The following is a 19,423-nucleotide window of genomic DNA, read 5'->3' as shown; positions in this document are numbered from 1 at the left end:
AATAAGTGCGGATATCAAATTTATGGAGCAAACCTCTAAATCACAACTTAAATTACTCATTGCTCAGGGAAAAGAACAAGGTTATTTAACCTATTCTGAAGTCAATGACCATTTGCCTGAAGAATTAGTCGATGCAGAGCAAATCGAAGATATTATTCAAATGATCAATGATATGGGCATTCAAGTGCTAGAGACGGCACCCGATGCTGATGATTTGATGCTAAACGAAAATATTGCAGATGAAGATGCGGTTGAAGAGGCAACGCAAGTGCTGTCAAGCGTTGAGGCAGAACTGGGGCGAACCACCGATCCTGTGCGTATGTATATGCGCGAGATGGGAAGTGTTGAATTGCTCACTCGTGAAGGTGAAATTGATATTGCCAAACGCATTGAAGAGGGTATCAACGAAGTACAAAGTGCGGTTGCGGAGTACCCAGAAGCGATCACCTCATTGCTCGAGCAGTATGAACAGGTTGAAGCTGGGACAATGCGCCTAACGGATATTATTACAGGTTTTGTTGATCTCAGCGAAGTCGTCAATGATGAGACGCCTGAGCTCGAGCCTGAATTTTCAGATGAAGAAGACACGAGCGACGATGTTGATGATATTGATGAAGATGAGGAAGATGACAGCAACGATAATGCAGATAGCGACGACTCTGATAATAGTATCGATCCTGAATTCGCTCGTCAAAAATTCACAGAGTTAAAAGAACAATATAGTGTTACATTGGAAGCGATTCGCAAACATGGACGCACAAGTAAAAAAGCACGCGAGCAAATTGTGATTTTATCAGGCGTGTTCCAACAATTTCGTTTAGTGCCAAAGCAATTTGATAATTTGGTATTATTAATGCGTGGTATGCTCAAACGGATTCGGGTGCAAGAACGCCTACTTCGCCGCTTGGTTAATGATTACAGTAAAGTTCCGCAAAGCCATTTTCCAAAAGGCTTTATTGGGAAAGAAACCAGTGATGCGTGGTTCGAAAAAGCACTAAATGCAGGCAAACCATGGTCGGATAAATTAAGAAATTATGAGAGTGAAATTCGAGCCGCTATTGCTGAATTTGAAGTAATTGAAAAAGACAGCAGTTTAACCATTACACAAATCCGTGAAATTGGCGAACGCATTTCGCAAGGAGAGTTAAAAGCTCGTCGTGCGAAAAAAGAAATGATTGAGGCAAACTTGCGTCTTGTGATCTCCATTGCGAAAAAATACACTAATCGTGGCTTGCAATTCCTTGATTTAATTCAAGAAGGTAACATTGGCTTGATGAAAGCGGTGGATAAATTTGAATATCGTCGTGGTTATAAATTCTCCACTTATGCAACATGGTGGATTCGTCAAGCGATTACTCGTTCGATTGCCGATCAAGCTCGCACTATTCGTATTCCTGTACATATGATTGAAACGATTAATAAGCTTAATCGTATCTCCCGCCAAATGTTACAAGAAATGGGACGTGATGCCACCCCAGAAGAGCTGGCAGAACGAATGAATATGCCAGAAGACAAAATCCGAAAAGTATTGAAAATTGCTAAAGAGCCAATTTCAATGGAAACGCCTATTGGCGATGACGATGATTCACATTTAGGTGATTTCATTGAGGATAACACGCTTGAACTACCACTGGATTCTGCCACTGCTGAAAGCCTAAAAATGGCAACACAAGAAGTGCTTGATGGCTTAACGCCACGCGAAGCGAAGGTGCTGAGAATGCGTTTTGGGATTGATATGAATACGGATCACACACTTGAAGAAGTTGGCAAACAGTTTGATGTTACCCGTGAGCGAATTCGTCAAATTGAAGCAAAAGCATTACGTAAATTACGTCATCCAAGCCGTTCAGAGAATCTAAAAAGTTTCTTAGATGAGTAACGGAAATGAAAAGTGCGGTTGGCTTGGACCGCACTTTGCACTTTAGCACGTTATTTTTTCGACAACTATTCGCCCACTTCTAGACAACGGCGATACATTGCTCTATAATCGCAAACTCTCACCAAGGCCCCATAGCTCAGTTGGTTAGAGCAGTCGACTCATAATCGATTGGTCACAGGTTCAAGTCCTGTTGGGGCCACCAGTTTAGAAAAGACCGCTTTGGCGGTCTTTTTACGTTTAGGACTGTTTTTTCCACGCATTTTTGTCAATGTCGAGATCGGAAAATTTATCTGGATCGAATATAGGTTCTTGTACGCCTTGCTTGAGTTGTTGACGGTAGTCTTGTAGCAAGCGAGAGGCAATAGGAAAGAGCATAATAAGGGCGAGCAAATTAAGTAAGGCCAATAATCCCATGAGTGGATCAGCAAAGAAAAATACGTCGGTCGCACCTTTTGCCGTTGCACCAAGAAAGAGAATGGCAATAACAGCTATGCGCAGTAGGAAAATCGGGCGTTTTTCATGTTTTCCAAAAAAGAGGAAACTGAGGGCATTTTCGCCTAAGTAATAATTATAAATAATAGAGCTAAATGAGAATAATAAAATTGCAACGGTGAGGAGATATTTGGACCATTCACCAAGATGGTAAACTAACGATTGCTGTGTTAACACTACGCCATCAATTTCAGCACCTGGTACATAAACTGGGCCGAGTAGAATAATGAACGCAGTACAACTGCAAATTACGATTGTGTCGATAAATACAGATAGCGATTGTGCAATACCTTGGGTAACAGGGTGTTTTACAGTGGCTGTGGCAGCTACGTTAGGTGCAGAGCCGAGACCAGCTTCATTGGAGAATAAGCCTCGTCGCATACCCTGCGAGATTGCAACGCCCATACCACCCCCTACAACCGAGTCGATGCCAAATGCGTTCTTAATAATGCTCATCATCACTGCAGGTAGTTCAGTGATATTCATGGTTATGACGATAAGGGCTAATATAAAGTAGGATACAGCCATAATAGGAATGATGACATCAGCCGCTTTTGAGATGCGTTTAATCCCGCCAAAAATAATTAAGCCACCAATAATAGCTAACGCAATGCCTGTCCATAAGCGTTCAATGCCGAGGCTATCGAGTGCGGCACCAGCTACAGTATTGCCTTGAAAGGCATTAAAGCCGATTGAAAATGACAGCATGAGGCAAATAGAATAGACAACGGCCATCCAGCGGTATTTTTCGCCCAATCCGTGGAGAATAAAGCGAGCGGGACCGCCACGAAAATGCCCATCTGCCGTTTTGTGTTTGTATAATTGAGCGAGGGTGCACTCAATAATACTGGTTACCATACCAATCATCGCCACAATCCACATCCAAAATACGGCACCAGGTCCGCCAAGGGATATAGCGACGGCAACGCCTGCAATATTGCCGCCCCCAACACGACCACCTATTGATAGCAGAAGTGCTTGGCGACCGCTGATAGCATTTTTATTAGAAACCTGTGTATCAGTGCGTAGGAAGTGGAACATACGCGGAAAATAGCGAAATTGTGCCCAATTACTCACAATGCTAAATAGTAATCCAAAAATAATTAGCATCGGGATGAGGGCCCAACCCCATGTGAGATCACCGACTAAATCAAAAAATTGTTTTATATAATCCATCGTTTATTAAGGGAATGCTTTAAGTTGCAAGCATCTTATCAAAGTGCGGTGTAAAGTCAATTTAAAAGTGTAAGAAATGGTGCTGTTAGCAAAATATTATATAGTAAAATGGCAATACTGTTGTTAAATAATCAATATTTTAATTAAAACTTTATTTTATTTTTAAAGTTGTTATGGGCGGTAAAAGTGCGGTTGAGAAGAAAAATTCTGCTTGAGATCTCATTTTTCAGATGAACTGGTTGTCGTGCGTTGTGCGGCGTATTACAGTAGCAATATATTTATTGAAATCCCTTTTTAATAATGTTTATACTGTGTCATCATCAGTATTCACTGAGGGTTGAGGTAGAGTTATGAAATGTTGTTTGGCGATTGATATTGGAAAAGAGAACATTGATAGTGCGTTGGTAACGGGACAGATTTTAGAAGATCGTCAACAGTTTCCTTTACCACAAGGGCAGCAAAATGAGGCACTAGAGCAGACATTAAAAGCCATTTTTCAGCATTATAAAGGCATGTTTGATGCAGTCGCTGTGGTGAGTGATAATGTTCAAGATGGTCCACTAAGTGCCCTTAATCCCAACAAGCCTGCGGGTTTAGCGACATTCCCATTAGAGCATACACTTCACCAATGTAGTTATCACCATCCTGTGGGAATAGTAACACGCTTGCAAGCCACAACGTATTCGCAATATCGTCTAAATGCACCAACAGAGGTGAAAAACTTTGCCTATATTGATGTGGATAAAGAAGTGGGAGGGGGCTTAGTGCTCGGCGGTGAGTTGCAAATTGGTTCTAAAGGCATTGCAGGACATATCGGGCATACGCTTGCTGATCCGAATGGTCCAACCTGTGCTTGTGGTCGCCGAGGCTGTGTTGATGCGATGGCATCCGCGAATGCAATGGTTCATTTTGCCAATATGCAAGGTGCACAAAGTGCGGTTGAAGATATTTTTGCACAATACCAGCAAGGCGATCCTGAAGCGGTTGCCATGTTAAAACGATCCGCACAAGTCATTGCTAATTTAGTGGCTGACCTGGTCGTGGTTGATGACGTAGAATGTGTCGCACTCGGGGGCAGTGTTGGGCTATCTGATGGCTATCTCTCGCTTGTAAAAACATATCTTATTGAGCAACCGCACTTTTATCATTGTGAGGTTGTGAAAAGCAGCACAGTACAAGATGAACGTCTCATTGGAGCTGCGCTGTGGTTGAATGAAAATCTAGCAAATAGGACGAAAAAATGATTTTAGGTGATTTAACAAAAAAAGACTACGCATTTGGATTGCACCCAGTGATTAAACGCGTGTGTGATTATCTTTGTACTTTGGATCTAGAGGCTTTAGACGTAGGACGATATGATATTGATGATCAAATTTTTATGAATGTCATGACGCCTGAAACGGAAGAAGCGAGTACCCGTAAGCCTGAATTACATCGCCAACATACCGATATTCAAGTGTTGATCAGCGGGCAAGAAGCGATGGAATACGGTGTTGGTAATCCCAATCTCGACAGTTATGAGCCCTATAATGAAGAGAATGATTACCAACTTACCCCAGCCGCCATCCCATATAAAAATACGATTGTGCTGAAACCCAAAATGTTCGCCGTATTTTTCCCATACGAAGAACATACCCCAACCTGCTGGGTGGGTGGTAAAGCTGAGAAAATTAAAAAATTGGTCGTGAAAATTCCATCTGAGTTGTTGGTATAAAAACCATAAGGAGGGATTAAATTCCCCTTATGGTGAGCTGTTATAGCTATTTATTCTCATTTAAAAAACCGCTGAAAATCAGCGGTTTTTTGATATCTTATACTGCAAATGGATCGTCTAAAATCATCGTTTGTACACGATCTGGGCCTGTTGAGAGGATAGCGATTGGTACACCTGTAACCTCTTCAATGCGTTTGATATACGCACGCGCAGTATCTGGTAGTTGATTGATGTCAGTCACGCCAAAGGTATTCTCTTTCCAGCCAGGCAGGGTTTCGTAGATTGGTTCGACGTTTTCCCAGTTTTCAGCGGCGGTTGGGGCGTATTCCACCACATCGCCGTTTGGCATTTTGTAGCCTACGCAGATTTTGAGTTCATCAAAGCCGTCGAGCACGTCGAGTTTGGTCATACAAAAGCCAGTGATGGAGTTGAGTTGCACTGCACGGCGAACGGCAACGGCATCAAACCAGCCACAACGGCGAGGGCGACCAGTAACTGCACCAAATTCGTTCCCTTTCTTCGCAATTGCAGCACCTGTTTCGTCAAATAATTCCGTGGTGAAAGGGCCTCCACCTACGCGAGTGCAGTACGCTTTGATAATGCCGAGAACATAATCAATATGGCGAGGTCCGAAGCCAGCACCCGTGGCGACGCCGCCAGCAGTGGTGTTGGAGCTGGTTACAAATGGATAGGTACCATGATCGATGTCAAGCATTGTGCCTTGCGCGCCTTCAAACAAGATGTTATCGCCGTTTTGGCGAGCTTTCGACAAGATAGTTGGTACATCTGCAACCATTGCGGTAATAATATCAGCAATGGTCATAATGTCATCAAGGGTTTTTTGATAATCGACAGGCTCTACATGATAGTAGTTTTCTAGTTGGAAATTGTAATAGTCAACAATAGTTTTGAGTTTTTCTGCAAAAGCCTTGCGATCAAAAAGATCACCTACGCGTAACCCACGACGAGCCACTTTGTCTTCATAGGCTGGTCCAATTCCGCGCCCAGTCGTGCCGATGGCTTTTTTACCTAGTGCGCATTCACGCGCCTGATCCATTGCGACATGATAAGATAAAATTAATGGGCAGGCCTCAGAGATGAGCAGACGTTCACGCACGTTTACACCACGAGATTCAAGCTCGCTCATTTCTTGCATAAGTGCGGTTGGTGACAATACCACGCCGTTGCCGATTAAGCAGGTGACGTTATCGTGTAAAATGCCAGATGGAATTAGGCGTAATACCGTTTTTTCACCATTGATAATGAGGGTATGACCTGCATTATGCCCACCTTGATAACGTACCACATAGTTGACGCGATCGGTTAAGAGATCGACGATTTTGCCTTTCCCTTCGTCACCCCATTGTGCGCCGAGAATAACAACACTTTTGCCCATAATGTTTTACCTTTTAGCTAGTTTAGTTCGCAACTGTTTACTTTACTATTTTCTACGCTGAACTACAATCCACAATCAAGATTTTGCCATAAAAATGCCCCAAAACAGTGGGGCATCATTAAAAGTGCGGTCGCTATTTTTGCGTTGGTGATTGCATATAGCGGAAGAAGTCATCGCCAGGTTTGAGAATCATCATATTGTGTTCATCATTAAAGCTACGCTGATAAGCCTTCATACTGCGTACAAAGCTATAAAATTCTGGCTCATTGCTGAAGGCATCAGCATATAATTTTGCTGCGGTAGCATCCCCGTTACCGCGTAAATCTTGGGCTTTTTTATTAGCATTTGCCAAAATGAGGGTCACTTTGCGATCCACATCAGCTTGAATGAACGCCGCTTTTTCACGTCCTTGAGAGCGATGCTCACGCGCTACTGCATCACGTTCAGCCCGCATACGCTGATAAATAGATGAAGAGACTTCTTCAGGCAGATTAATTTGTTTTACGCGTACATCAATCACATCAATCCCTAAATCGGAGGCATTATCAGCACCCGTGTTGAGGGCATTTAATGCACCAGTCATTAATTCACCGCGCGTACCTGACACAATGTCTTTAATAGTACGAGCACCGATTTCACTCCGTAGGCGATCATTGACCTTTCGACGTAACAAGTTTTCCGCATGGGTATAGTCGCCACCGCCAGTACTGGTATAAAAACGCCCAAAATCACTGATGCGCCATTTCACGTAAGAATCTACTAATAAATCTTTTTTCTCGACGGTCACGAAACGATCCGCTTGACCGTCGAGCGTTTGGATTTTAGCGTCTAAAATTTTAATGTTATCAATAAATGGGATTTTAAAGTGTAATCCAGGTTGATAGATTTTCACTTTGTTATCATCATCTCGCAGGACTTTGCTAAAGCGCAACATAATGCCACGCGAGCCTTCATTAATAACCACGAGGCTTGAATAAAGAACCGCAGCGAGAACAATGACGACAGGTAATAAAAATTTACGCATTATTCAAATCTCCCTTGACGGTTATTGTTAAACAGTTGTTCATCATATTGTGAACCAATGTAGTTTTCCATTGCATTACTTGGGTTACTCGAGCGTGACGCAGGAGCACTCTCTTTTTCAGTTGCTTTTCCGACCGCACTTTTATGTTCGGCTTTGGCGTTATTATCCGATTTATTGGCTGACGATGTTTTACCTTTTAATAACTGCTCAAGCGGCAAAATATTGAGGCTGTTGCCCGCAGCATTATCGAGCATAACTTTCGGGGTTTTGCTCATGATATTTTCCATTGCTTGAATGTACATCCGCTCACGCAAGAGTTCTGGTGCTGCTTTATATTCAGGCAATAATTGTTGGTAACGTTCCACTTCCCCTTGTGCATCCAGTACCACTTGCTCACGATAAGCAGTGGCTTGCTCTACGATGCGTTGTGCATTACCACGTGCAATTGGCTCAACTTCACGGGCGTAGGCTTCGGCATTACGAATAAAACGTTGCTCATCTTCTTGTGCTTTGATCGCATCATCAAACGCATCTTTCACCTGCTCAGGTGGGCGGGCAGATTGGAAGTTAACATCAATCACTTCTAATCCCATATCATAAGGTTTGATCACTTTTTCTAAATAACGCCATGTGTCTTCCCGCACCACAGAGCGGCCTGTGGTCAGAATTTCGTCCATATTCATATGACCGATAATATAACGCAAGGCACTATCTGTTGCCTGTGAAAGGCTGTCGTTTGGATTGGTCACACTGAAGAGATATTTAACAGGATCGTTGATACGATATTGTACTGTCATTTCAACCACGACCATATTTTCATCTTGCGTCAACATACTGCCTTGAGCACGTAATTCACTAATGCGCTCAATGTTGACGGGCAGAACACGGTCAATAAAGGTCGGTTTCCAGTTAAGCCCTGGTTGCACAATGGAATTCACTTTTCCAAAACGCAATACAACACCACGCTCAGCTTCTTTAATGGTATAAAAACCACTCACTGCCCATACAATGAGAGCTATTACACCAACAACAGGCAGTAGTTTTGCAAGACCCGAAAAGCTATTATTTCCGCCATTATGACCTGATTTTCCGCCTCCCATTTTTTTCAATAGGGAGTTAAAAACAGCCTCTAAATCGGGTGGACCTTGTTCGTTTGTGCGCTGAGAATGCCCTTGTTGCGGTCGCTCATCGCCACGTTCAGGCTCAGGCTTTTTGCCACTTGATTGCCCTGGTTTAGCCCATGGGTCTTGATCTGATTGATGGTTATTGTCTGAACCATTCCACGACATAATGTTGTTCTCTCCAGTTAAAAGCCGAGTGTGAACACTAACGGCGGTCAAAAAATAAGTAACTGTTTTAATTTATTACATTTTTGTTAAAAATGTAATGCGTTGATTGTAACGATTTCAGCCAGTGATTTCCAGCTTTTTAGCACAAAACCGCACTTATCATGGTAAAAGTACGGTTTTCTGTTAGTAAGTTACATTAGCGTGGTATTGTTGCAGAATGTGTTGTATATGATCCATTTTTTCTTTGCTTGGCGGTTTAACATCCTCAAGCTCGTATTTTTCACCCAAAGCCTCCCATTTATGTTGACCAAGGCGATGATAAGGTAATAGTTCGACTTTTTCGATATTTTGCATGTCTTTAATAAACTCACCTAATAAGGTGACAGAGTGATCATCATCAGTGTATCCAGGGACAACCACATAACGAATCCACGTTTTCTGATTGCGTTTTTGCAAATAGCGTGCAAATTCTAATGTGCGTTTATTGGGTACGCCAATCAAGTTGTGATGAATGGTGTCATCGAGCTGTTTTAAATCCAGTAAGACCAAATCGGTTACATCTAACAATTCGTCAATCACCGCATCATAACGGCGTACAAAGCCGTTAGTATCTAAACAGGTATGAATGCCAAGCGCTTTGCAGGCGCGAAACCAATCGCGTACAAATGCAGCTTGTAAAATGGCTTCGCCGCCAGATGCCGTAACACCACCGCCAGACGCATTCATAAAGTGGCGATACGTTACCACTTCTTTCATTAACTCTTCAACGGTAATTTCGCGTCCGCCATCGAGGTCCCACGTATCGCGGTTGTGGCAATATTTGCAACGCATAAGGCAGCCTTGCAAGAAAAGAATAAAGCGAATCCCAGGACCGTCCACAGTGCCACAAGATTCAAAAGAATGAATACGCCCGATAGTCATAATCTGTCCAACATAAAAAAATAAGCTGCATTTTAACGCAAAGTGCGGTCTATGGCGATAGTTCAATTTGCCAAACCGCACTTTTGATTAATCAATGAGGTGTTTTTGATGCAGATAATCGACAACCAACGCAGCCGCTTTTGAGCATTGGGAGCGATCAGCAGACGTTATCCAACTCAATTTTGCAATTTCGTTGCTTGCTTTAGGCAAGCCTTCAAATTTACCTTGATAGCAGGTCATAACCACTAACGTGCCCTCAGGTTTACCATCAGCTTGTGCAGAAAATGTGTGTACATAGCGCAAACTATCAGGGATTAAGGCGACATCAAGCTCTTCTTGGATTTCACGAATAAGGGCTTGCTCATCACTTTCACCCATTTCACGCTTGCCGCCAGGGAGATAGTAGGCGGATTTATGATGGGAAAGGGTGACTAATAATTTGCGGTTTTCAAGCACAATTAATGCCAATTTATCAATATTGCCAGCCATAAGTGATCACTCTTCAGTATTGATTATGTATGATTTTAAGGAAGACACCTTGTCATTGCAAACTAAAATATGAGTTTGTTATGCAAGAAAAAGAAGGTTTGAGCTATATCACAATATGATTATTTCGTTTGAGTATCTGCTTGAGTCCAAACGGTAAAAGTGATTAACTACGTTACAATAAATATTGCTATGGAGATAATGTATGCGATTACTCCCTTTACAAACCGCTGAGCAAGTTTGTTGGTGGTCTGCTGACTATATTGTGAATAAAATTAATGCCTTTAACCCAACCCCAGAGCGTCCATTTGTATTGGGATTACCAACAGGCGGCACGCCATTAAAAACCTACGAAGCACTCATAAAACGGTATCAACAAGGCAAAGTGAGCTTTCAAAATGTTGTTACGTTTAATATGGATGAATACGTGGGATTGCCTGAAGATCATCCTGAAAGTTATCATACATTTATGTGGAAGAATTTTTTCAGTCACATTGATATTCCAAAGGAAAATGTCAATATTCTCAATGGTAATAATCCAGATCATCTTACTGAATGTCGCTTATACGAAGAGAAAATTCGTGCTTATGGTAAAATCCATCTCTTTATGGGGGGCGTGGGTAGTGATGGACATATTGCATTTAATGAGCCAGGTTCATCACTGACATCGCGCACCAGAATTAAAACGCTTAACGAAGACACGTTAATCGCCAATTCACGTTTTTTTGATAATGACATCAATAAAGTGCCAAAATATGCACTCACTATTGGCGTACAAACATTGATGGACGCAGAAGAAGTTATGATTTTAGTGACAGGACACAGCAAAGCCCTCGCATTACAAGCAGGTGTGGAAGGTGCCGTGAATCATCTGTGGACAATCAGTGCATTACAAATGCACGCCAAAGCAATTATTGTGTGTGATGAACCAGCCACACAAGAATTGAAAGTGAAAACGGTGAAATATTTCACCAATTTAGAGGCTGATGAAATTAAGCGGATGCAGCAGACCGCACTTTGATCTTTTTTGTATAAAATGCAATCAGATTTTGCGCAAAAAATGTTGTTTTAGATCGAAAATAGCTTTAAACTGGTTAATCTGTATCCGAATAAATAAAAATTTAGAAAAATTCATAAAAAGAGGTTGACGAATCGAACCTAACTTAGCATAATGGCGTCCGCAAAACGATGAGATGTTCAAGCGTTTTTGGCTATGTAGCTCAGTTGGTTAGAGCACAACACTCATAATGTTGGGGTCACAGGTTCGAATCCCGTCATAGCCACCAAACTGCGGGAATGGCGAAATTGGTAGACGCACCAGATTTAGGTTCTGGCGCCGAGAGGTGTGTGGGTTCAAGTCCCTCTTCCCGCACCATTCATCTTAATCGTATTCAACAGGTGGGGTATCGCCAAGCGGTAAGGCACTGGGTTTTGATCTCAGCATTCCTAGGTTCGAATCCTAGTACCCCAGCCATCTTTACATTTCTAACTATTTTCGATTGGGGTATCGCCAAGCGGTAAGGCACTGGGTTTTGATCTCAGCATTCCTAGGTTCGAATCCTAGTACCCCAGCCATTATTCTCTTTTTATTTGATATTGCGGACGTGGCGAAACTGGTAGACGCGCTAGATTCAGGTTTTAGAGCCGCGAGGTGTGTGGGTTCGAGTCCCACCGTCCGCACCACTGTGTGATAAGACACATTGAAATAAAAATAAAAGTGCGGTTAATAAGACCGCACTTTGTCGTTATAGGCTTGCTTTATAAGTGGTTTTGGCGCGTTGATAGCGTTGTGTTATTGCATCTTGTGGTTTCGGCGTGATAAGCGACGCTACGATAATCGCAAGGCTAGAGCCAATAAAGCCAGGAATCATTTCATAAATTTGGCTATCAGGGAATATAACTTTCCAAAAAATCACAATGAGTGCGCCAGTCAGCATTCCTGCTATGGCCCCTGTAGCATTAGTGCGTTTCCAAAAGAGGGAGAATAAGACGATTGGACCAAAAGCACAGCCAAAGCCAGCCCATGCGTGTTCTACTAAGTTTAGGACTTGGCTATTGGGATCGTGGGCAATGATGATGGCGATGACGGCAATGAATAGCACCATTGCTCGACCGAGCCAGACCAGTTCTTTTTCGCTGGCATTCGGGCGGATAAAACCACGGTAGAAATCTTCGGTAATTGCACTGGAGCTGATTAATAATTGGCAACTTAATGTACTCATTACAGCGGCGAGAATTGCGGAGAGTAATATGCCTGCAATCCAAGGGTTGAATAAGTTACGCGCCAGTTCAATGAAAATCTGCTCACTGTTGGCGTTTACTACCTGAGCTTCGTTTGGATTGACGTAGAAATAAGCAATGCCGAAAAAGCCGATTGCCACCGCGCCAATCAGGCAGAAAATCATCCATGCAATACCAATACGCCGTGCACTGGTGAGAGACTTGACACTATCAGCTGCCATAAAACGGGCTAGAATATGCGGTTGACCGAAATAGCCAAGCCCCCATGCAGAAAGGCTTAGAAGACCAATAAGTGATGTGTCAGTAAACATGTCGGTAAAATTTTTGCCACTCGCATTGCCAGCGTGAGCGATAATATCAGGTAAGCGTTCGCTGCCCCCAATGCTATATAGCACGATAATCGGAGTGATAATGAGAGCAAGAACCATCAAGGTTGCTTGTACGGTGTCTGTCCAGCTAACGGCTAAAAAACCGCCGATAAACGTGTAGGCAATGGTTGCCAGTGCACCATACCAAAGTGCGGTTGCATAGGGGGTGCTAAATAGGTTTTCAAATAATCGCGCTCCTGCCACGACACCGGAAGCACAGTAGATCGTAAAGAAAACCAAAATGGTGGTAGCAGCAATGATTTTGAGCCATTTGTGCTTTGTGCCAAAGCGTGCTTGAAAATATTCAGGCAAGGTGAGTGCATTGTCATAGCATTCGGTGAAAATACGCAATCGCCCTGAAACGAAATACCAGTTTAAATACGCCCCTAAGGTTAAACCAATGGCAATCCATGCTTTGACTAAGCCAGCGGCATAAATTGCGCCTGGTAGTCCCATTAATAACCAGCCTGACATATCGGATGCACCCGCAGACATGCCTGTAACAAATCCACCGAGCTTGCGTCCACCGAGGATATAATCGGAGAGGTTCTGCGTGTAGCGATAGGCCAGCACGCCGATGAGTAGCATGCCGACAATATAAACGACAAAGGTAATAATGGTTGGGTCAAAACCAAACATTTTAACAACTCCTACTTAGTAGTATAGTGGCGAGCACCGAAAATGGCTGTGCCAATCCGAACTTGGGTTGAGCCATATTTAATGGCATCTTGCATGTCATCACTCATACCCATTGAAAGTGTGTCAATCGCACAGTCAGGAAGTGCGGTTTGTAACTGGGTAAAAAGCGTTTTCATCTGGGCAAAGGGATTTTGTTCAGTGCGTGTTGTTACTGGGGCTGGGATCGCCATTAATCCCCGCAGAGTGATTCGCGGTAATGTTACTATTTTTTGGGCAAAATCGAGCACATCGCAAGGGGCTATGCCTGATTTTGAGCGTTCATGACTGATATTTACTTGAATAAGAACATTGAGATCAGGCATTGTTGCAGGACGTTGTTCACTTAAACGTTGTGCAATTTTTTCACGATCAACACTTTCGACCCAGTCAAAATGTTCTGCGACTAAACGGGTTTTATTTGATTGGAGTGGACCAATAAAATGCCACTCAAGCGGGACTGATTGCCCTTGAAAATATTGAATTTTCTCCACACCTTCTTGCACATAATTTTCACCAAACGCCGTTTGCCCAGCGTTAATAGCCGCTTGAATGGCACTCACAGGTTGGGTTTTACTCACCGCAAGTAATGTAACAGAACCTAAAGTGCGGTCAGTATGCTGACACACCTGTTGGATTTGCCCTTGAATGTGGGCGATGTTCTCGCTGATTGACATATTTTAATGAGATAGTTGCATGAAAAGGATAAAGCATAGCGAGTTGTCGTAGAAATGTCATCAAAAACGGCATAAAAATTGCAAGAAAGTGATTTTATTTGGGCGATTTTTATCAAAATAAAAATGAAATTGAGAAAATAAAACACGTCATCACTTTTTTGTTGACAAGGATAGAAGAATTTTGTAAATCTATGCTATCGAAAACACAATATGACAATGCAATGCAACAATTTTTAATGCCTATCACCATGACTATTATTACCATCTGTTCGGTGGCGGGCTAGCATTGATAAAATTTAGCAAAACCCGCACAACATAGTGCGGGTTTTTTTATGATTTGATAAAATTGAAAAATAACAAGCTTGAAGGAGTAGACTATGCGAGTGCTTAAATTTGGTGGAACATCTCTTGCCAACCCTGAACGATTTTTGCAGGCGGCTGAGTTGATTGAGCAAGCCCATTTGGCTGATCAGGCGGCGGGGGTGTTGTCGGCTCCAGCCAAAATCACCAATTTTCTTGTGGCGTTGGTAGATAAGGCATGTCAAGGCGAGGATTTTGAAGATGACTTCCACAGTGCACAACATATCTTCCACGTTATCATCAATGGTCTTCATCAAGCCAATCCAAAATTAGATAAAACCGCACTTTTAAACACCATCAATACCGAATTTCAGCAATTACACAGCATTTTAGATGACATCAAGCAACACAGAGAATGCCCAGATCGCATAAATGCCACGATTTTATGTCGTGGTGAAAAACTCTCGATTGCGATGATGCGTGCGTGGTTTGAGGCAAAAGGCTATCAGGTAACACAAATTGATCCTGCGGAAAAATTAATTGCACAAGGCTCTTACCTTGAGTCATCAGTCAGTATTAGTCAATCAAAAGCCTTAGTGGATGCGGGCTCTATTCCAAAACAGCATATTGTATTAATGGCGGGCTTTACTGCACGCAATGAAGACGGCGAATTAGTGTTATTAGGGCGCAATGGCTCAGATTATTCAGCCGCCGTGTTAGCAGCGTGTTTAGAAGCCGATGTTTGTGAGATTTGGACAGACGTAGATGGAGTGTTCACTTGCGATCCTCGCTTGGTGCCAGATGCGAAATTGTTGGACAGCTTAAGCTATCAAGAGGCGATGGAGCTTGCCTATTTTGGGGCGAAAGTCATTCACCCCCGTACGATTGGTCCATTAGTGCGAACCAATATCCCATGTGTGATTAAAAATACGGCGAATCCTCACGCGCCTGGGACGTATATTAATAATGATGTACAATCAGATTATCTGCAAGTAAAAGGGATCACCAACCTTGATAATGTAAGCATGTTCAATATTTCAGGACCAGGCATGCAAGGCATGGTTGGCATGGCAGCACGGGTTTTCTCCACGATGTCGAAAGCGGGCATTTCAGTGATTTTGATCACGCAATCCTCATCGGAATATAGCATTAGTTTTTGTGTGCCGAGCAAACTTGAATCACAAGCCAAAACCGCACTTGAGTTAGAATTTGCACAAGAGCTTTCGCATAAAAAACTAGAACCGTTAGATATTATCAGTGATTTGTCGATTGTATCCGTTGTTGGGGATGGCATGAAAAAAGCAAAAGGCATCGCAGCCCGCTTTTTCACCGCACTTTCTAAGGCGAGCATTAATATTGTTGCTATTGCACAAGGTTCATCTGAACGTTCTATTTCCGTGGTTGTACCGCAGGAGAAATCAGTACAAGCCGTGCGTGCTACACATCGTGCGCTATTTTCGCAGTATCGTGAACTTGATGTATTTATCGTGGGCACAGGCGGGGTCGGTGGTGAATTAGTCGATCAAATTGAACGTCAACAACGTTATCTTGAGCAAAAAAATATTGCCTTAAACGTGTTTGCATTGGCAAATTCACAAAAATTGTTACTGAGTTCAAAACCGCTCAATCTGACCAATTGGCGCACCCAGCTTGATAATGCACAAGATGTGTTATCCCTTGAGCGTTTAATTCACTTTATCAAAGAAAACCACCTTGTTAATCCTGTGTTTGTGGATTGTACCTCAAGCCAAGCCATTGCCGATGCTTACGCTGACTTACTGGCAGGCGGATTTCATGTGGTGACACCAAATAAAAAGGCGAACACCTCTAATATGGCGTACTATCACCAATTGCGTGATGTTGCAGCACGTCATCATCGCCAATTTATGTACGACACCAATGTGGGGGCAGGGTTACCCGTGATTGATAACTTACAAAAATTGCTTGCCGCAGGGGATGAAATTCAGCGATTTGATGGCATTTTGTCCGGTTCGTTATCATTTATTTTTGGTAAGTTAGAAGAGGGGATGACGCTATCTGAGGCCACTAAACTCGCGAAAGAAAAGGGGTTTACTGAGCCTGATCCGCGTGATGATTTGTCAGGCAGTGATGTGGCACGAAAGTTGTTAATTTTAGCCCGTGAATCGGGTTTAGATATGGAATTAAGTGATGTAGAGGTGGAAGGTGTATTGCCAGCAGGCTTTGCCGAAGGGGACGATGTGGATACGTTTTTACAGAAGTTGCCACAGCTTGATGACGCCTTTGCACAAAAAGTGCGGTCAGCGCAAGAAAAAGGGCAGGTGCTTCGTTATGTTGGACGGCTAGAAAATGGCAAATGCAAGGTGTCAATTGTTGCGGTTGATGGTGATGACCCATTGTATAAAGTTAAAAATGGCGAAAATGCGTTGGCGTTCTATTCTCGTTACTACAACCCGATCCCATTATTGTTGCGTGGCTATGGTGCGGGCAACGATGTAACCGCAGCAGGAATTTTTGCAGATATTCTGCGCACCGTACAAAATGGAGGGGCAAACTAATGTTACGCATTTATGCCCCCGCATCAAGTGCCAATGTCAGCGTTGGGTTTGATACCCTTGGGGCGGCGGTATCCCCCATTGATGGGGCGTTACTCGGCGATGTGGTGCAAATTGAAGAAATTACTTCAGGTTTTGAACTTGAAAGTGCGGGCTATTTTGTCCGTAAATTACCCAAAGAGCCGCAAAAAAATATTGTGTATCAAGCCTATGTGCTATTTAGTGAGCGTTTAGCGTTGCAAAATCGCAAAGTGCGGTCATTGCGCTTAACACTTGAGAAAAATATGCCGATCGGCTCTGGGCTTGGCTCAAGTGCGTGTTCGATTGTTGCCGCATTGGTGGCATTGAATGAATTTCATCAACAACCATTTTCTAAAATGGAATTATTGGAGATGATGGGCGAACTTGAAGGACGCATTTCAGGCTCTGTTCATTATGACAACGTTGCGCCTTGCTTTTTAGGTGGTATGCAATTAATGGTGCAATCACTCGGCAATATCAGCCAAAGTTTGCCATTTTTTGAACAGTGGTATTGGGTGTTGGCGTATCCTGGCATTGAAGTATCAACCGCCGAGGCACGTGCCATTTTGCCAAAAAGTTATAGCCGCCAAGATGTGATTGATCACGGGCGTTATCTTGGCAGTTTCGTGCATGCTTGCCACACAGGGCAAGAGAATTTGGCGGCATTAATGATGAAAGATGTGATTGCAGAACCTTACCGTGAGCAATTATTGCCAAATTATGCTTTCGTTAAACAAGGCTGTCGTGATTTGGGCGCACTTGCCAGCGGCATTTCAGGCTCTGGTCCGACCATGTTTGCTATTACGCCAGATTTGCTCACAGCCACCAAAGTGAGCCAATTTTTAGAAAAAGAGTATCTACAAAATAATGAAGGTTTCGTGCATATTTGCCAGCTGGATATGCAAGGCGCACGGGTAATCGATTAAGGAAAACTATGAAATTATACAATATTAAACACCCCGATGAACAAGTCAGTTTTGCGCAAGCTGTGCAACAAGGTTTAGGTAAGGATCAAGGGCTATTTTTCCCTGAAAACTTACCGCACTTTGACAACATTGACCAATTGCTTGCACTGCCACTCATTGAGCGTAGCCAACGCATTTTAAGTGCGTTGATTGGTGATGAATTGCCAAGTGCGGTGCTTAATGACATCATCGCACAGGCATTTAATTTCCCTGCGCCATTAGTACACGTCAGTGACGATATTTATGCCCTAGAATTGTTTCATGGGCCGACACTGGCCTTTAAAGATTTCGGCGGGCGTTTTATGGCGCGCACATTGGCAGCGGTACGGAAAAACGGCAAAATCACAATTTTGACGGCGACCTCGGGCGATACGGGAGCCGCAGTGGCGCATGCGTTTCATGGGCTTGACAACATTGATGTGGTTATTTTGTATCCGAAAGGCAAAATCAGCCCATTGCAAGAAAAATTATTTTGCACATTAGGCGATAATATTCGTACAGTTGCGATTCAAGGTGATTTTGATGATTGCCAGGCATTAGTGAAACAAGCCTTTGATGATAAAGAATTGCGGGAGGAGATCGGGCTAAACTCGGCTAATTCTATCAATATTAGCCGTTTGCTTGCACAGGTGTGTTACTATTTTGAAGCTGTTGCACAGCTGCCGTTAGATAAACGCCAAAATGTTGTGGTTAGCGTACCCAGTGGTAATTTTGGTAACTTGACCGCAGGGCTGATTGCGAAAACGCTTGGCTTGCCTATCAAACGTTTTGTGGCATCAACCAACGCCAACGACACCGTGCCACGTTATTTGCAAAGTGGCAACTGGTCGCCTAATCCAACCGTGGCAACACTGTCCAACGCAATGGATGTGAGCCGTCCAAATAACTGGCCAAGGGTTGAAGAGTTATTTAAACGCAATAATTGGGCGTTGAGTTCGTTGCATGCGACAGCGAAAAATGACGCACAAACTGAAACCGCACTTTGCGATATGCAAACACTGGGCTATGTGTGCGAGCCTCATGGTGCCATTGCTTACCAAGCATTGCGTGATGATCTGGCAGCCGATGAAACGGGCATTTTTCTCTGTACCGCACATCCTGCTAAATTTAAAGAAAGTGTGGATCGCATTTTATCCCTTGATTTACCACTGCCAGAGGCACTTGATAAACACAACAAATTGCCTTTGTTGAGTGTCGAGATGGCGAACGATTTCGCAACGTTGCGTAGATTTTTGCTTGATGCGTAATAAAAGTGCGGTCAGACC

15 protein-coding genes and 6 tRNA genes are annotated in these 19,423 nt (G+C 43.2%); 13 read left to right on the top strand and 8 right to left on the bottom strand.

Features of this window, described 5'->3' with window-relative positions; translation table 11 throughout:
• The first annotated feature begins 22 nt into the window (after positions 1-22).
• Both rpoD and HPC40_RS07345 read left to right on the top strand, forming a co-directional pair.
• Positions 23-1,879 (top strand): RNA polymerase sigma factor RpoD, encoded by a 1,857-nt coding sequence (rpoD, locus tag HPC40_RS07350; RefSeq protein WP_208118848.1) that lies wholly within the window; start codon positions 23-25, stop codon positions 1,877-1,879.
• A 125-nt stretch (positions 1,880-2,004) separates the two neighbouring features.
• Positions 2,005-2,081, top strand: a tRNA-Ile gene (locus HPC40_RS07345).
• Positions 2,082-2,116: 35 nt separating this feature from the next.
• Here the strand turns inward: HPC40_RS07345 and HPC40_RS07340 are convergent.
• On the bottom strand, positions 2,117-3,547 hold the full coding sequence (locus HPC40_RS07340) for an alanine/glycine:cation symporter family protein (RefSeq protein ID WP_208118847.1): 1,431 nt from the start codon (positions 3,545-3,547) through the stop codon (positions 2,117-2,119).
• A 350-nt stretch (positions 3,548-3,897) separates the two neighbouring features.
• Here HPC40_RS07340 and HPC40_RS07335 point away from each other — a divergent pair, with 350 nt between their 5' ends.
• Positions 3,898-4,791, top strand: coding sequence for an N-acetylmannosamine kinase (locus HPC40_RS07335; RefSeq protein WP_208118846.1), 894 nt, complete (start codon positions 3,898-3,900; stop codon positions 4,789-4,791).
• Positions 4,788-5,261 (top strand): N-acetylneuraminate anomerase, encoded by a 474-nt coding sequence (gene nanQ, locus HPC40_RS07330; protein WP_208118845.1) that lies wholly within the window; start codon positions 4,788-4,790, stop codon positions 5,259-5,261. The genes HPC40_RS07335 and nanQ overlap by 4 nt, the downstream gene beginning before the upstream one ends.
• 97 nt (positions 5,262-5,358) lie before the next feature.
• Here nanQ and HPC40_RS07325 read toward each other — a convergent pair whose 3' ends face one another.
• The 5 genes from HPC40_RS07325 to HPC40_RS07305 all read right to left on the bottom strand — a co-directional run bounded on the left by HPC40_RS07325 (position 5,359) and on the right by HPC40_RS07305 (position 10,380).
• Positions 5,359-6,657: an adenylosuccinate synthase gene (locus HPC40_RS07325; RefSeq protein WP_208118844.1), complete on the bottom strand. Its 1,299-nt coding sequence runs from the start codon at positions 6,655-6,657 to the stop codon at positions 5,359-5,361.
• 133 nt (positions 6,658-6,790) lie between these two features.
• Positions 6,791-7,681: a protease modulator HflC gene (gene hflC, locus HPC40_RS07320; protein WP_208118843.1), complete on the bottom strand. Its 891-nt coding sequence runs from the start codon at positions 7,679-7,681 to the stop codon at positions 6,791-6,793.
• Positions 7,681-8,970, bottom strand: coding sequence for an FtsH protease activity modulator HflK (gene hflK / locus HPC40_RS07315; RefSeq protein ID WP_208118842.1), 1,290 nt, complete (start codon positions 8,968-8,970; stop codon positions 7,681-7,683). Before hflK ends, hflC begins: the two co-directional genes overlap by 1 nt.
• Before the next feature lie 183 nt (positions 8,971-9,153).
• Complete coding sequence (gene pflA, locus HPC40_RS07310; RefSeq protein WP_235972356.1) at positions 9,154-9,891, bottom strand: pyruvate formate lyase 1-activating protein; 738 nt, start codon at positions 9,889-9,891, stop codon at positions 9,154-9,156.
• A gap of 87 nt (positions 9,892-9,978) precedes the next feature.
• On the bottom strand, positions 9,979-10,380 hold the full coding sequence (locus HPC40_RS07305) for an NUDIX hydrolase (RefSeq protein WP_208118841.1): 402 nt from the start codon (positions 10,378-10,380) through the stop codon (positions 9,979-9,981).
• Positions 10,381-10,582: 202 nt separating this feature from the next.
• Between HPC40_RS07305 and nagB the strand changes: the two genes are divergently transcribed.
• The 6 genes from nagB to HPC40_RS07275 all read left to right on the top strand — a co-directional run bounded on the left by nagB (position 10,583) and on the right by HPC40_RS07275 (position 12,060).
• Complete coding sequence (gene nagB / locus HPC40_RS07300; protein ID WP_208118840.1) at positions 10,583-11,398, top strand: glucosamine-6-phosphate deaminase; 816 nt, start codon at positions 10,583-10,585, stop codon at positions 11,396-11,398.
• 188 nt (positions 11,399-11,586) lie between these two features.
• Positions 11,587-11,663, top strand: a tRNA-Met gene (locus tag HPC40_RS07295).
• Between the two features lie 4 nt (positions 11,664-11,667).
• Positions 11,668-11,752 (top strand) — tRNA-Leu (locus HPC40_RS07290).
• 24 nt (positions 11,753-11,776) lie between these two features.
• Positions 11,777-11,851, top strand: a tRNA-Gln gene (locus HPC40_RS07285).
• 26 nt (positions 11,852-11,877) lie between these two features.
• Positions 11,878-11,952: transfer RNA gene (locus HPC40_RS07280), tRNA-Gln, on the top strand.
• Between the two features lie 23 nt (positions 11,953-11,975).
• Positions 11,976-12,060, top strand: a tRNA-Leu gene (locus tag HPC40_RS07275).
• 62 nt (positions 12,061-12,122) lie between these two features.
• Here HPC40_RS07275 and putP read toward each other — a convergent pair.
• Together putP and HPC40_RS07265 are read right to left on the bottom strand one after the other, a co-directional pair.
• Entirely contained in the window at positions 12,123-13,625 is a 1,503-nt protein-coding gene (gene putP, locus HPC40_RS07270) for a sodium/proline symporter PutP (protein WP_208118839.1), read from the bottom strand.
• An 11-nt stretch (positions 13,626-13,636) separates the two neighbouring features.
• Positions 13,637-14,338, bottom strand: coding sequence for a YggS family pyridoxal phosphate-dependent enzyme (locus HPC40_RS07265; protein ID WP_208118838.1), 702 nt, complete (start codon positions 14,336-14,338; stop codon positions 13,637-13,639).
• Between the two features lie 377 nt (positions 14,339-14,715).
• Between HPC40_RS07265 and thrA the strand changes: the two genes are divergently transcribed.
• From thrA to thrC, 3 genes are read left to right on the top strand one after another with little or no spacing between them, the layout of a single operon-like run.
• A complete protein-coding gene (thrA, locus tag HPC40_RS07260) occupies positions 14,716-17,175 on the top strand; it encodes a bifunctional aspartate kinase/homoserine dehydrogenase I (protein WP_208118837.1) in 2,460 nt (819 codons plus the stop codon).
• Positions 17,175-18,119, top strand: a complete 945-nt coding sequence (thrB, locus tag HPC40_RS07255) for a homoserine kinase (protein ID WP_208118836.1) — start codon at positions 17,175-17,177, stop codon at positions 18,117-18,119. Before thrA ends, thrB begins: the two co-directional genes overlap by 1 nt.
• A gap of 8 nt (positions 18,120-18,127) precedes the next feature.
• Positions 18,128-19,405, top strand: coding sequence for a threonine synthase (gene thrC, locus HPC40_RS07250; RefSeq protein ID WP_208118835.1), 1,278 nt, complete (start codon positions 18,128-18,130; stop codon positions 19,403-19,405).
• Positions 19,406-19,423: the final 18 nt, after the last annotated feature.

Source organism: Spirabiliibacterium falconis, assembly GCF_014885015.1.
Lineage (GTDB): Bacteria > Pseudomonadota > Gammaproteobacteria > Enterobacterales > Pasteurellaceae > Spirabiliibacterium > Spirabiliibacterium falconis.
Note: the sequence above shows the minus strand (reverse complement) of the source record. Positions and strands in the feature narration are given on the sequence as shown.